This window comes from Caballeronia sp. LZ008 (genome assembly GCF_031451435.1).
GTDB classification, from domain to species: domain Bacteria; phylum Pseudomonadota; class Gammaproteobacteria; order Burkholderiales; family Burkholderiaceae; genus Caballeronia; species Caballeronia zhejiangensis.
Window position 1 is genome coordinate 750969 of record NZ_JARUXK010000001.1, and the last position, 13357, is coordinate 764325.

A 13357-nucleotide genomic window follows, 5' to 3' on the forward strand; every position below is an offset into this window, starting at 1 on the left:
TTATTGATGGTTGTGAAGCGTGAAGCTGACATCGAGACGGCCGGTCGGCACGTTCATCGTGTTGCGTGTGGGCGGATTACGGAAGGCGGCGAGCGCATCGCGCTGTGCTTGCGTGCCGATGCCGAGCGCATCGAGCAGATGGACGACGACCGCGTTCACCACGGCCGTATTGCCGTCCTCGACTTTCACCGCGATGCCGATCGGACCTGTCTCGCGGCGCACGCCGATCGCGTAACTCGCGTCCGCGCCGGTCTTGGCGACGAGCGCGCCGCCGAACGCCTGCATCAGTAGCGTGCAGAAGCGGCCTTCGCCCGCGACGAGTTCCGGATGCGACGTCATCGCGCGATGGATGCGTGCGAGCGGCGAGCCGTCCGACGCGGCGGCGATGTTCATATAGAGCCGCGCGAGACGTTCGAGCGGGAAGGCGGGCGTCGGCAGATTGCAGCCGTCGATGGCCCATTGCACTTCGTCATCGGCGAGATCGACGGCGCGCGCCACCGTGCGCTTCACATGCGCCTGCAGCGGATGACCGGGCAAGTGGTAATCGGCGAGTGGCGCGTTCATCGCGCGCGCGCCCGCGAGCATGCCGGCGTGCTTGCCGGAGCAATTGCTGCAGACGGCGGTCGGCGTGAAATCGCGCCGGATCCAGTCCTTGTACACGGCGTCTGAAATCGGCGGATGGCCGCCGCAGCGCAGATCGCTTTCGCTCGCGTTCGACTTCGCGAGCATCGCGAGCGCGCGCTCGATATGACGCGGCTCGCTGCTGTGCGATCCGCACATCAGCGCGAGGTCCTCGTCGGTGAAGCCGAAGCGTTCCAGCGCGCCCGTTTCGATGACGGCGAGCGCCTGCGCGGGCTTCGCGGCCGAGCGCGGCAGCGTCACGCGGCGCGGATCGCCGAAAGAATGGATGAGGCGGCCATCGGCATCGACGACCGCGACATGCGCCGCGTGCGTGTTCTCGATGACATCGCCTCGATAGAGCGTGGCCGCGATCGTCATTTGTCGAGTCCCAGTTCGGTCCAGAGCGTATCGACGCGGCGCTTCACGGCTTCGTCCATGACGATCGGGCGGCCCCATTCGCGATTCGTTTCGCCGGGCCACTTGTTGGTCGCGTCGAGTCCCATCTTCGAGCCGAGACCCGCAACCGGCGACGCGAAATCGAGATAATCGATCGGCGTGCTGTCGACCATCACGGTGTCGCGCGTCGGATCGACCCGCGTCGTGATCGCCCAGATCACTTCCTTCCAGTCGCGCACGTTCACGTCTTCATCCACGACGACGATGAACTTCGTATACATGAATTGCCGCAGGAAGCTCCAGACGCCGAACATCACGCGCTTCGCGTGGCCGGGATAGCTCTTCTTCATCTGCACGATCGCCATGCGATAGCTGCAGCCCTCCGGCGGCAGATAGAAATCGGTGATCTCGGTGAACTGCTTCTGCAACAGCGGCACGAAGACTTCGTTCAGCGCGACGCCGAGCACGGCAGGCTCGTCCGGCGGTTTGCCTGTGTAGGTGGAATGGAACAGCGCGTCGCGGCGCATCGTGATCTTCTCGACGGTGAAGACTGGAAACCATTCCTGCTCGTTGTAATAGCCGGTGTGATCGCCGTACGGGCCTTCGAGCGCGTGCTCGTATTTCGCCGACGCCCCCGCCGACGGACGCGGCGGCGCGCCTGCGGGCGCGGGCGGCGGCGCGCCGTCCTGCGGATAGATGAAACCTTCGAGCACGATTTCCGCGCGTGCCGGCACCTGCAATGCATCGACGCCCGGCGTCAGGCATTTCGCGAGTTCGGTGCGCGATCCGCGCAGGAGACCGGCGAACTGATATTCGGACAACGAATCGGGCACGGGCGTCACTGCGCCGAGAATCGTCGCGGGATCGGCGCCGAGCACGACCGCCACGGGATACGGCTTGCCGGGATTCGCGAGCGCAAACTCACGGAAATCGAGCGCGCCGCCGCGATGCGCGAGCCAGCGCATGATGAGCTTGTTGCGCCCGATCAGCTGTTGCCGATAGATGCCGAGATTCTGACGCGGCTTGTTCGGCCCGCGCGTGACGGTGAGGCCCCAGGTGAGCAGCGGACCGGCGTCGCCGGGCCAGCATGTCTGGATCGGCAGCCGATTGAGATCGACGTCGTTGCCTTCCCACACGATTTCCTGACAGGGCGGCGCGCTGACCGACTTCGGTGCCATGTCCCACACGGCCTTCGCGAGCGAGAGCAGCTTGCCGGCATCCTTCAGGCCCTTCGGCGGCTCGGGCTCCTTGAGCGCGGAAAGCAGCCTGCCGACATCGCGCAACGAACTCAGCGCGGCGACGTCGCTGCCGAGACTCACATCGGAACCGCTTTGCGCGTCCGTCTCGATGCCCATGCCGAGCGCGACGCGCCGCGTCGTGCCGAACAGGTTCGCGAGCACGGGCATCGTGTAACCGGTGGGCGCTTCGAACAGCAGCGCCGGTCCGCCCGCGCGCAACACGCGATCGGAGACTTCGGTGATTTCGAGAACGGGAGAGACGGGCTGCCGAATGCGGCGGAGTTCACCGAGCGCTTCAAGGCGGGCGGTGAAGTCGCGCAGATCTTTGTATTTCATCGATGGTCGGAAGTGGACTCGAAGGCGCCCGGAGGCAGGACTCCCCGGGCGGGACGGCTGCGCGCTAAGCGATTGTCGATTTTACCTGCGTCGGCGTCCGTGCGTTGGGCGACATTCAGCGAAAACCGCTTGGAATCGCCCGGGAGACGTGGTTTTCGGCTGCTGAACACTGTTCAATATAACTGTAAGTAATTGAAACCAAAGTCTATAGCATTGACGGATCATTAAACCCTGTTAGAATCGCTTGGCATCCATTGCAGGTTTTGAAACTTTTTACCTTAGCCTCAGGTCTGTCAGACGCCAATGCGTCGCCTGCGCCGCTCCTGCCCGGCGATTCATGGCTGTTGGTTGTCATTGCCGGCGTTTCACACGCCGGTTTTTCGCGTGGAAAGCCACGTGCGCGTTCAGGGCATGCAGTTCGTGCCGCGCAACCCGGCGGATTTTTGCCGGATCGGCTTTTCAGACGGCGCTTGCCGTATCCCCGATGCCGCTGACGCTTACCGAGAGTGAGCGGTGTCTGATTTGTCTTTCGAGTACGTGCTTCATTCGTATTCATCTGCGCAAATCATGCAACATTGGGAGTATCGATGAATGCTTCGGTTTGGTGGGGTTCCGACTCCCGCGCCGCGCAGGTTGTGCGCGTAGCGCTACGTCGCGGACGCCGTTTGAGTCACCATCTCTTCGCCGTGGTCGGTTGCGCGGCCGTTGTCAGTGCGCTCGCGCTCTGGCTGGCGCCTTCCTGGCGCACGACGTTCGCCGCAAAGATCATGCCGTTCGTGTCGGCCGCGGTCCAGGCCGGTCCGGCGCGTTTGCTCGCCGGCCAGCCGCTGCCGCCGTTCTCGGCGGTGCATCGCGCGCCCGGCGACGCCGCGCTGCCCGTGAACGTGGCCGCTAACACGGCGGCGCCCGAAATTGCCAAGGCGCCGGCCGCCGTGACCCCGTCGCTCGGCGCGGCGGCCAGCGACGACGCCAGCACCCGTCAGCTCACCGGCGGCATCAGCCTGGCCGTGTCGCCCAACGGGCTCGATCCGCGCACGATGCCGTCCGTCGGCATGCTGGCGAACCTGATTCCTGCGCAACGCGTCGTCGCGGATGCGCGCGATGACCGCGTGCTCGTCTCGGCGCGTGAGCAGAAGCTCGTCGCGAATTTCATCGCGCGTCGCTATCGCGTGGCGCAAGAGCCGGTCACGGAACTCGTGCGCGCCGCGTTCGATACGGGTCGCGAAGTCGGCCTCGATCCGCTGCTGCTGCTTTCGGTGATGGCGATCGAATCGGGCTTCAATCCGTATGCGGAAAGCGGCGTCGGCGCGCAGGGCCTCATGCAGGTCATGTCGAAGGTGCATTCCGACAAATTCGAGTACTTCGGCGGCTCGCACGCGGCGCTCGATCCGCTCGCGAACATCAAGGTCGGCGCGCTCGTGCTGAAGGATTGCATCGCGCGCGGCGGCTCGGTGGCGGGCGGCTTGCGCTACTACGTCGGCTCGACGACGCAGGACGACGGCGGTTACGGCGCGAAGGTGCTGGCCGAGCGCTCGCGTCTGCGCGATGTCGCGCGCGGCCGCAATGTGCCGATCAACGCGCCGCAGGCGCCGGTCCAGGCCGCGCCGAAGCAGGTTCTCGCCTCGACGTCCGCGGACAAACGCGTTCACGCGACGATCGAATCGCCGAAGAAATCGCAGGACGATGGCGACGGGGAGACGAAGCACGTCGCATCGGCGGAGCTGGGCGCGTAAGGCTTTCGGCAGACGTAAAAAGGAAAGGGCACCCGCGGGTGCCCTTTTTGTTGCGTGTGCCGTCGCGATTATCGACGGAACAGCGTGCCGAGTCGCTGGACCGCTTCTTCCAGCTTCGCCTGCGACGTCGCATACGACAGCCGGATGTAGCGCTGCGGCGCGTGGAAACCGAAATCCGCGCCCGGCACGAGCACGACGCCCGCGTCGTGGAGCATCGAATGCGTGAGCGCATCGCTGTCGCCGGCGGCGGGGTGGTGAACCGTCGTCGTGTCGGCGTAGACGTAGAACGCGCCGTCCGGCACGACCGGCACGCCGAAACCGAGCGAGCGCAGCGCCGGCACGATGTAATCGCGACGCCGCTTGAACTCCAGTCGCCGTGCTTCGTAGATCCCGATCGTCTCCGGCTCGAAGCACGCGAGCGCCGCATGCTGCGCGAGCGCCGACGCGCAGATGAACAGATTCTGCGACAGCTTTTCGACCGCGCTGACCATCGCGTGCGGCACGACGAGCCAGCCGAGCCGCCAGCCGGTCATGTTGAAGTACTTCGAGAAGCTGTTCACGGTGACGACGTCGTCGCCGAAGGAGAGCGCGGACACGGGTTTCGCGTCGTAACTCAGGCCCTGGTAAATCTCGTCGACGATCGTGAAGCCGCCGCGCGCGCGCACCGTGTCGACGATGCGCCGCAGTTCGTCCGGCTCGATCGACGTGCCCGTCGGATTCGACGGCGACGCGAGCAGCACGCCGCGCGTCTTCTCGCTCCAGTTCTCCTCGACATGCTCGGCCGTCAACTGGAAGCGCTCGGCCGGGCCGCTCGCGATGAGCACCGGCTTGCCATCCGCCGCCGACACGAAATGCCGGTTGCACGGATAGCAGGGGTCGGGCATCAGGACTTCGTCGCCGTTATCGACGAGCGCCATGCACGCCAGCAGCAGCGCCGCCGACGCGCCCGCCGTCACGACGATCCGCTCGGGGTCGACGGCCAGGCCGAAGGTATCGCGATAATGCTGCGAAATCGCCTCGCGCAGCGCGTGGATGCCGAGCGCGTTGGTGTACTGCGTCACGCCGCGCTTCAGGGCATCGGCGGCGGCGTTCGTGACCGGCTCCGGCGCGGTGAAATCCGGCTCGCCGATGCTCATGTGGATGATGTCGCGGCCCGCGCGCTCGAGCGCCTGCGCCTCTTTCATCAGCTCCATCACGTAGAACGGCTCGATTGCGTCGACGCGCGACGCCAGCCGCACGAGCGGTTCGGCTGTCTGGTTCATTTATGCTCCGCGGCCGCGCGCCTGCGCTTCGGTGGGCCGCATCACGACGGCGAGCTTGTCCAGCACGCCATTGACGTACTTGTAGCCGTCGGAGCCGCCGAAAGTTTTCGTCAACTCGACTGCTTCGTTGATGACGACGCGATACGGCACGTCGATGTGATGCTTGAACTCGAACGCGGCAACCAGCAGCACCGCGCGCTCGACCGGCGACAGCTGCTCGATCGGACGATCGAGGCACGGCTGCAACTCGGCCGACAGCGCGTCGGATTCCTTGATCACGCCGTGCAGGATCGCATCGAGATGATCCTTGTCGGCCTTGTCGAAACCTTGAGAATTGCGCAACTGCGCGTCGATTTCGCCGGCGGGCGCGCCCGACAGCAACCACTGGTAAAGCCCTTGCGTCGCGAGTTCGCGCGAACGGCGTCGTGCGCTCTTCATGCGCGGTCCTCGTCTTCTTCGTCTTCGTCTTCATCGTCGCCGCCGAGCTGCTCGAGCGCGACGGACAGATTCGCCATTTCGACCGCCACGCGCGCGGCGTCGCGACCCTTTTCGGTCATGCGGGCGACGGCTTGCTCGTCGTTCTCGGTCGTCAGCACGGCGTTCGCAACCGGAATGCCGAAGTCGAGCGCGATGCGCGAGATGCCCGAGCCGCTTTCGTTCGACACGAGCTCGAAGTGATACGTCTCGCCGCGCACGACGGCGCCGAGCGCGATCAGCGCGTCGAACTGGCCGGATTCCGCGAGCTTTTGCAGCGCGAGCGGAATTTCGAGCGCGCCGGGCACCGTGACGAGCAGCACGTCCTGGCCGATCACGCCGAGGCGTTCCAGCTCCTCGATGCAGGCGTCGGCGAGGCCGTTGCACACCGGTTCGTTGAAGCGCGACTGCACGATGCCGATGCGCAGGCCGTCACCGTCGAGGTTCGGCTGGTATTGTCCGATTTCCATGAATGATTTCCGTTGGTTCAGATTGGGTTTGGCGTTCAGGCCGAGCGCAACTGCGTGATGCTCGTATCGGCGGGCGCGGCGGTGGCGGGGCAGCCGGGCATCGGCACGAAGCCTGTCACTTCCAGGCCGTAGCCCGACATGCTGCCGAGCTTGCGCGGATTCGCGAGCACTTCCATCTTGCCGACGCCGATATCGCGCAGAATTTGCGCGCCGATGCCGTAGGTCTTGAAGTCGATCGGGCGGCGCTTGAGTTCCGCCGCCTTGTCCTTCTGGTCGAACGCGCGGAACACGTCGACGAGATGTTCCTTCGTGTCGCCGCAATTGAGCATGACGATCGCGCCGAGATCGCGCGCGGCGATTTCCTTCATCGCGGCGTCGATGGTCCAAGAGTGCGTCGACGAGTCGATTTCGAGCAGATCCAGCACGGAGAGCGGTTCGTGCACGCGCACCGGCGTGTCGCGATCCGGACGCGGCGTGCCGCGCACGAGCGCGATGTGCGGCGAACCGGTGGGCTCGTCGCGATACAGCAGCGCGCGGAACGGACCGTGCGCGGTCTGCATCGTCCGCTCGCAGACTTTCTCGATGATCGATTCGGTGCGGCTGCGGTAGTGGATCAGATCGGCGATGGTGCCGATCATGATGCCGTGCTGCTGGCCGAACTCGATGAGGTCGGGCAGACGCGCCATTTCGCCGTCGTCCTTGATGATCTCGCAGATCACCGCGGCGGGCGTGAGACCCGCGAGCGCGGTCAGGTCGCAGCCGGCTTCCGTATGGCCCGCACGCACGAGCACGCCGCCCGGCTGCGCCATGATCGGGAAGACGTGGCCCGGCTGAACGATGTGCTCGGCGCGCGCATCGTGCGCGACGGCCGCGGCGATGGTTTTCGCGCGGTCGGCGGCCGAGATGCCGGTCGTCACGCCCTCGGCGGCTTCGATGCTCACCGTGAACGCCGTGCCGTACTGCGTGCCGTTGCGATGCGTCATGAGCGGCAGGTTCAACTGCTTGCAGCGTTCCTGCGTGAGCGTGAGGCAAATGAGGCCGCGGCCGTGCTTCGCCATGAAGTTGATCGCTTCGGGCGTGACGAATTCTGCGGCGACGACGAGATCGCCTTCATTCTCGCGGTCTTCTTCGTCGACGAGGATCACCATCCGGCCGGCTTTCAGTTCAGCGATGATCTCAGGAGTGGAGGCGAGCGACATGATGACGTCCCGAGCGGGCTCTGATTTGGGGAAAGCGCGTATTTTACGCCACGGCTGGTGGAGCGTCGGGGAAATCGACTCTCTTCGAGAGGTGGAGGTTTCCTAAGCCATTCGGACGAATGGCGCGACGGGCAAGCGTTTGGGAAACCGTCCTCGCTGTAACTTTAAAGCGGATGGGTTTTGTACAATGTTGTGTACATTAAACTTAATGGGGCCGAACATGGCTTATAGGGCAAGGGACATCATTCCGCTCTCTCAGGCGCGTGCAAATCTCTCTGAACTCGTCGACGAGGTTCGCGGCGGCAATGAAAAGATCATCACGAAGAACGGAGAAAGCTATGCCGCGTTGATCAGCGCGGAAAAGCTCGAAGCGTTCTACCGCATGGAGAGGTCCCGCATTCATCTGGTGCTGCTGAACGACGCGTTGACCGCTCTGAAGAGCCTCGACAAGAACGAAACGGAAGATGCCGACGAGTACTTCATCCGTCTGAAAGCGCGTCTGGGAGCGCCGCAAACCGATGACGGAGAGTCGGACCGTGAATGATGGACGCAAGCGCACGACCATCCGAATCTCGAGCGAATTCAATGCCCGACTCACGGATATCGAGCGCTACTGGAACCGCGTTGACCGGCCTGAAAGCTTCCTTCGGCTAGTCGAGGCGATCGAAAAGAAGGTCGTACCGGTGCTTCGGCGCTTTCCGGCTCTTGGACGACGCCTTCTCAATTCGAAGCCGGATACGGTCGATGCTTTGCTGACGATCGAGGAGATCGTGGACGTCACGAAGTCGGGCGCGCCTCATCAAGGCGAGCTACACGAACATCTGTTCGATGACTACGTGCTGCTCTATCTGTTGTCCGGTGACACGATCACTTTCTTGTCGCTCCGGCGCATGAAAGAGACTTCCTCCGAATTCAGGGATCTGTGGGGTCCGGAGCGCTAGGTCAGGACAACGCGAGCATTCACCCCGCACTCATCATCCGCTCCACATACCGCGCGATCAGATCGATCTCCAGATTGACCTTCGCGCCTTTGGCAAGGGCCTTGAGCGTCGTCACTTCGACGGTATGCGGAATCAGATTGATGGAAAACTCGCAGCCGTCGGCGCTGTCGCTGACGGAATTCACCGTGAGGCTCACCCCGTTCACCGTCACCGAGCCCTTGTAAGCCAGGTACTTGCCGATATCCTTCGGCGCCACGATGCGCAATTCGTGCGATTCGCCCACCGGCTCGAACTTCGACACGACGCCCAGCCCATCGACGTGACCGGATACGAGGTGCCCGCCAAGCCGGTCGTGCGCGCGCAACGCCTTTTCCAGATTCACGCCGGCGCCCGCATCGCCGAGTCCGACGGTCTTGTTGAGACTCTCGCGCGACACTTCGACGTCGAACGTGCCGGCCGATTTCTCGACAACCGTCATGCACGCGCCCTGAATCGCGATGCTGTCGCCGAGCTCGACGTCGGCGAGATCGAGATCGCCCGCGGCGACCGTCAGACGCACGCCCGCTTCCGGCTCGGCACCGAGCGGCGTGACTTTTTCGATTCGGCCCACGGCCGCGACAATTCCTGTGAACATCGGTCGGATTCCTCGATTCGGTGCTGGGTCAGCTCGCCACGTTGGCTTCGGCAAAACGCGCAAGTATGCGCAGATCGTCGCCGAGCCGGTCGATGCGATGAAATTTCAGATGCGGCCGCGCATCCAGCGTGTCGGGCGGCGCGAAGTCGAACATGCCGGGCGCGCTGCCGAGCAGGCTCGGCGCGAGATAGATCAGCAGTTCGTCGACGCAGCCTTCGCGCAGCAGCGAGCCGTTCAGCTTGTGGCCCGCTTCGACATGCAATTCGTTGATGCCGCGATCGGCGAGCGCCGTGAGCATCGCGGGCAGATCGACCTTGCCGTACTCGTTCGACAGCTCGATCAGATCCGCGCCTTTCTCGCGCAACGCGTCGATGCGCGCCGGATCGGCGTCGGCGGAATGGAAAATCCAGGGCGGCGCGCCGTCGAGGATGCGCGCGTGCATCGGCACATCCAGCCGGCTGTCGATCAGCACGCGTTGCGGCTGGCGCGGCGTGTCGACCGCGCGCACGGTCAGTTGCGGATCGTCCTCGCGCACCGTGCCGATTCCCGTGAGAATCGCGCAGGCGCGGGCGCGCCACGCGTGGCCGTCGGCGCGCGCGTCTTCGCCCGTGATCCACTGACTCTCGCCCGTCGGCAAACCGGTACGGCCGTCCAGCGTGGCCGCAACCTTCATTCGCACCCACGGACGGCGGCGCGTCATACGCGACACGAAGCCGATGTTCATCTCGTGCGCCTCGTTCGCGAGCAGTCCGCAACGCACGTCGATGCCGGCGTCGCGCAGCATCGTCAAGCCGCGGCCGGACACCGACGGGTTCGGATCTTCCATCGCGGCGATTACTTTCTCGACGCGCGCATCGATGAGCGCATGCGCGCACGGCGGCGTGCGGCCGAAGTGACTGCACGGTTCCAGCGACACATACGCGGTCGCGCCGCGCGGATCCTTGCCGCGCGAACGGGCGTCCTTCAGCGCCTGCACTTCGGCGTGATCCTGGCCGGCCGGCTGCGTGTAGCCCATGCCGATCACTTCGCCGTTCTTGACGAGCACGCAGCCGACGCGCGGATTCGGCGTCGTCGTGTACATGCCCTTCGAGGCGAGCGCGAGCGCGCGCTCCATGTGCGTGAAGTCGGTTTGCGAGAACATCGGCGCGGCCCGGAAACGTCAGGCGGCGAGCGACGCGAACGCGCCGCGCGCCGCGTCGATCGTCGCGTCGATGATCGCGTCGTCGTGCGCGCTCGACACGAAGCCCGCTTCGAACGCGGACGGCGCGAAGTACACACCGGCATCGAGCATCGCGTGAAAGAACGCATTGAAGCGCCTCGTGTCGCCTTGCTGGATCTGCGCGAAGCTGCCCGGCACGCTGTCCATGAAATACAGGCCGAACATGCCGCCGATCGAATCGGCGGAGAAGGGCACCTTCGCGTCGCGGGCGGCGCCGGTGAGGCCGTCGACGAGCTTGCGCGTCTGCTTGGCGAGATCGTCGTAGAAACCGGGACGCTGAATCAGTTGCAGCGTCTTCAGGCCCGCGGCCACCGCGATCGGATTGCCCGACAGCGTGCCCGCCTGATAGACGCCGCCGAGCGGCGCGAGATGAGCCATGATGTCGCGGCGTCCACCGAACGCGGCCGCCGGCATGCCGCCGCCGATGACCTTGCCGAGACAGGTGAGATCGGGCTTGATGCCGTAGACCTGCTGCGCGCCGCCGAGCGCCACGCGAAAGCCGCACATGACTTCGTCGAAGATCAGCACGGAGCCGTATTCGTTGCAGCGTTCGCGCAGCGCGTTGAGAAACTCGGGCGTCGCGCGCACGAGATTCATGTTGCCCGCGACCGGCTCGACGATCACCGACGCGATTTCCGGCCCGAATGCCTTGAACGCCTCGTTCAATTGCTCGACGTTGTTGTACTCGAGCACGGTCGTGTGCTTCGCGATGTCGGCGGGCACGCCGGCGGAAGTGGGATTCCCGAACGTGAGCAGACCGGAGCCGGCTTTGACGAGCAGGCTGTCCGCGTGCCCGTGATAGCAACCTTCGAACTTGACGATGCGGCTGCGGTTCGTGAAGCCGCGCGCGAGGCGCAATGCGCTCATCGTCGCTTCGGTGCCGGATGACACCATCCGCACCTGTTCGATCGACGGCACGAGCTTGCAGATTTCCTCGGCGATTTCGATTTCGGCTTCGGTCGGCGCGCCGAACGAGAAGCCGTTCGCGAGCACGCGTTGTACGGCGCCGAGCACTTCCGGATGGACATGGCCGAGAATCATCGGGCCCCACGAGCCGATGTAGTCGATATAGCGCTTGCCATCCGCATCCCAGAAATACGCGCCTTCTGCGCGCTCGATGAAGCGCGGCGTGCCGCCGACCGAGCGGAACGCCCGCACCGGCGAGTTCACGCCGCCGGGAATGGTTCGCTGCGCGCGTTCGAAGAGAGCTTGATTCTTGGACATGGATGGAAGCCTGCACTGAAAAGTGGATGCGGGAGTCGCGAGGACACGCGCCCGGCTGCCGCTGCAACGTCTGCGCGGCGCGCGAAACGCGCCGTCCGGCGCGAAAAACGATGCTGAAATTGTACCGGAGTCGTTGCAATGCAACCGTGTCCGGCTAGGGTCGCATCGAGCGCCGTCCGGTGCGTGCGGTCCACAGTTTTTCCAGCGCGCCCTCGGCGATCGGCTTGATGAGCGTGCCGGACATCTGCGCGTCCCACGTCTGCACGGAGAACGGATGCGCGCGCAATTCGTCGCGCGTGACGACGACCTGCTCGCGCGCATCGACGAGCCAGTCATAAACGAAGTCGATGCACAGCCGATAGCCGCGCTTGGCTCCGGCATCCGGCACTTCGTACGGCGCGCGCGTCACCCAGCCCGACGCGAACACGCCCCTGGGTTCCTCCGACACGCGATGCACGAAGACCCGGTCGCCCGGCAAGAGTCCGCGCGCGGTGCCGCAGCCCCATACGTCGGCGACGGCATCGCCTGCGGCGACGCGCCGCGCGAACTCGGGCAAGTCGGGCCACGGCCATTTCTTTGGGCTCCAGATCAGCAGAAAGGCGGTCATGGGTTCGGTCGGACGAGAAGAGAGCGATGAGCTTAACGCAGCGTCGCGACCGGGGCCGGATCGCGGCAAGGGCTCGCGTACAATGTTTGCTCCTTGCGCGGTAAGGATGCCGCGCGGCCTCAACGCTTCCCCGTCTCCCGAACTCCATGTCCGACACCACTCGGCGCCGGCCCGATGGCCGTTTGATCCTTCTGCTCGGCGCGCTCGCCGCGTGCGGCCCGCTGTCGATCGACATGTATCTGCCGAGCCTGCCGTCGCTCGCCGCCGCGTTCGGCACGAGCCCGGCCGCCGCGCAAAGCACGCTGACGAGCTTCATGTTCGGCTTCTCGTTCGGCATGCTGCTCTACGGTCCGATGTCCGACGCCTATGGCCGCCGCCCCGTCCTGCTCGGCGGCATCGCGCTGTACGCGCTCGCGAGCATCGGCTGCGCGGCGGCGTTTTCCATCGACGCGCTCGTCTTCGTGCGCTTCCTGCAGGCGCTCGGCGCGGGCGCGGCGTCGGTGCTCGCGCGCGCGATCGCCCGCGACGCCCACGCGCCGACCGACGCGGCACGCGTCCTGTCGATGCTGTCCATCGTCACGTCGATCGGTCCGTTGCTCGCGCCGCTGATCGGCGGGCAATTGCTGCTGCTGGGCAGCTGGCGCGTCGTGTTCGTCGCGCTGACGCTCTTCGGCGTGACATGCGCGGTGACGGCGTATCTGCGCGTGCCGGAGACATGGCCTAAGGAAAGGCGCGCGAGCGCGGCGGTCGGCAAATCGTTCGCCGCTTACGGGCATCTGCTGACCGATCCCGTCACCTGGGGCCACATGATGTGCGGCGGCATGGCTTTCGCGTCGATGTTCGCGTACATCACCGCCACGCCGTTCGTCTATATCGATTACTTCCACGTCAGGCCGCAGTATTACGGGCTGCTGTTCGGCCTGAACATCGTCGGCATCATCGCGGAGCCGCTCGTCTGCGCGAGCAATCGCAAGCTGCGCTACATCGAGGATCGCGACAACAA

14 protein-coding genes are annotated in these 13357 nt (G+C 65.1%); 4 read left to right on the plus strand and 10 right to left on the minus strand.

All coding sequences use genetic code 11. From position 1 onward, the window contains the following. Together QCE49_RS03545 and QCE49_RS03550 are read right to left on the minus strand one after the other, a co-directional pair. Positions 1–999 carry an asparaginase gene (locus tag QCE49_RS03545; protein ID WP_175981791.1) on the minus strand — a complete coding sequence of 333 codons (999 nt, stop codon included), beginning with the start codon at positions 997–999 and terminating at the stop codon, positions 1–3. Then, positions 996–2591 carry a UbiD family decarboxylase gene (locus QCE49_RS03550; protein WP_250434195.1) on the minus strand — a complete coding sequence of 532 codons (1596 nt, stop codon included), beginning with the start codon at positions 2589–2591 and terminating at the stop codon, positions 996–998. The genes QCE49_RS03545 and QCE49_RS03550 overlap by 4 nt, the downstream gene beginning before the upstream one ends. A gap of 587 nt (positions 2592–3178) precedes the next feature. Between QCE49_RS03550 and QCE49_RS03555 the strand changes: the two genes are divergently transcribed. Beyond that, positions 3179–4324 carry a lytic transglycosylase domain-containing protein gene (locus tag QCE49_RS03555; protein ID WP_033536678.1) on the plus strand — a complete coding sequence of 382 codons (1146 nt, stop codon included), beginning with the start codon at positions 3179–3181 and terminating at the stop codon, positions 4322–4324. A 68-nt stretch (positions 4325–4392) separates the two neighbouring features. Here QCE49_RS03555 and QCE49_RS03560 read toward each other — a convergent pair whose 3' ends face one another. Genes QCE49_RS03560 through ribBA form a run of 4 tightly spaced genes read right to left on the minus strand, consistent with a single transcriptional unit; the run spans position 4393 to position 7729 of the window. Then, positions 4393–5586: a pyridoxal phosphate-dependent aminotransferase gene (locus QCE49_RS03560; protein WP_008350867.1), complete on the minus strand. Its 1194-nt coding sequence runs from the start codon at positions 5584–5586 to the stop codon at positions 4393–4395. Further along, a complete protein-coding gene (nusB, locus tag QCE49_RS03565; protein ID WP_008350865.1) occupies positions 5587–6024 on the minus strand; it encodes a transcription antitermination factor NusB in 438 nt (145 codons plus the stop codon). Then, positions 6021–6530 carry a 6,7-dimethyl-8-ribityllumazine synthase gene (gene ribH / locus QCE49_RS03570; RefSeq protein ID WP_008350863.1) on the minus strand — a complete coding sequence of 170 codons (510 nt, stop codon included), beginning with the start codon at positions 6528–6530 and terminating at the stop codon, positions 6021–6023. The genes nusB and ribH overlap by 4 nt, the downstream gene beginning before the upstream one ends. Positions 6531–6565: 35 nt before the next feature. Then, positions 6566–7729 carry a bifunctional 3,4-dihydroxy-2-butanone-4-phosphate synthase/GTP cyclohydrolase II gene (gene ribBA / locus QCE49_RS03575; protein ID WP_033536677.1) on the minus strand — a complete coding sequence of 388 codons (1164 nt, stop codon included), beginning with the start codon at positions 7727–7729 and terminating at the stop codon, positions 6566–6568. A 208-nt stretch (positions 7730–7937) separates the two neighbouring features. Between ribBA and QCE49_RS03580 the strand changes: the two genes are divergently transcribed. Both QCE49_RS03580 and QCE49_RS03585 read left to right on the plus strand, forming a co-directional pair. After that, positions 7938–8273, plus strand: coding sequence for a type II toxin-antitoxin system Phd/YefM family antitoxin (locus QCE49_RS03580; RefSeq protein WP_409017137.1), 336 nt, complete (start codon positions 7938–7940; stop codon positions 8271–8273). Continuing rightward, on the plus strand, positions 8266–8670 hold the full coding sequence (locus QCE49_RS03585; RefSeq protein WP_250456525.1) for a hypothetical protein: 405 nt from the start codon (positions 8266–8268) through the stop codon (positions 8668–8670). The genes QCE49_RS03580 and QCE49_RS03585 overlap by 8 nt, the downstream gene beginning before the upstream one ends. Positions 8671–8689: 19 nt before the next feature. Here the strand turns inward: QCE49_RS03585 and QCE49_RS03590 are convergent, their stop codons facing one another. The 4 genes from QCE49_RS03590 to QCE49_RS03605 all read right to left on the minus strand — a co-directional run bounded on the left by QCE49_RS03590 (position 8690) and on the right by QCE49_RS03605 (position 12354). Continuing rightward, the gene (locus tag QCE49_RS03590; RefSeq protein WP_175981801.1) at positions 8690–9304 is read right to left on the minus strand and encodes a riboflavin synthase; all 615 of its coding nucleotides are present in this window, start codon (positions 9302–9304) and stop codon (positions 8690–8692) included. A gap of 28 nt (positions 9305–9332) precedes the next feature. Beyond that, a complete protein-coding gene (gene ribD / locus QCE49_RS03595) occupies positions 9333–10445 on the minus strand; it encodes a bifunctional diaminohydroxyphosphoribosylaminopyrimidine deaminase/5-amino-6-(5-phosphoribosylamino)uracil reductase RibD (protein WP_034471322.1) in 1113 nt (370 codons plus the stop codon). A gap of 18 nt (positions 10446–10463) precedes the next feature. After that, positions 10464–11747, minus strand: coding sequence for a glutamate-1-semialdehyde 2,1-aminomutase (hemL, locus tag QCE49_RS03600; protein ID WP_008350851.1), 1284 nt, complete (start codon positions 11745–11747; stop codon positions 10464–10466). A gap of 154 nt (positions 11748–11901) precedes the next feature. Next, complete coding sequence (locus QCE49_RS03605; RefSeq protein WP_250456524.1) at positions 11902–12354, minus strand: hypothetical protein; 453 nt, start codon at positions 12352–12354, stop codon at positions 11902–11904. A gap of 146 nt (positions 12355–12500) precedes the next feature. On the opposite strand from QCE49_RS03605, the gene QCE49_RS03610 reads away from it, so the two are divergent. Then, positions 12501–13357 (plus strand): Bcr/CflA family efflux MFS transporter (locus QCE49_RS03610; protein WP_309805715.1); only part of this gene is annotated, 857 nt, incomplete at its 3' end.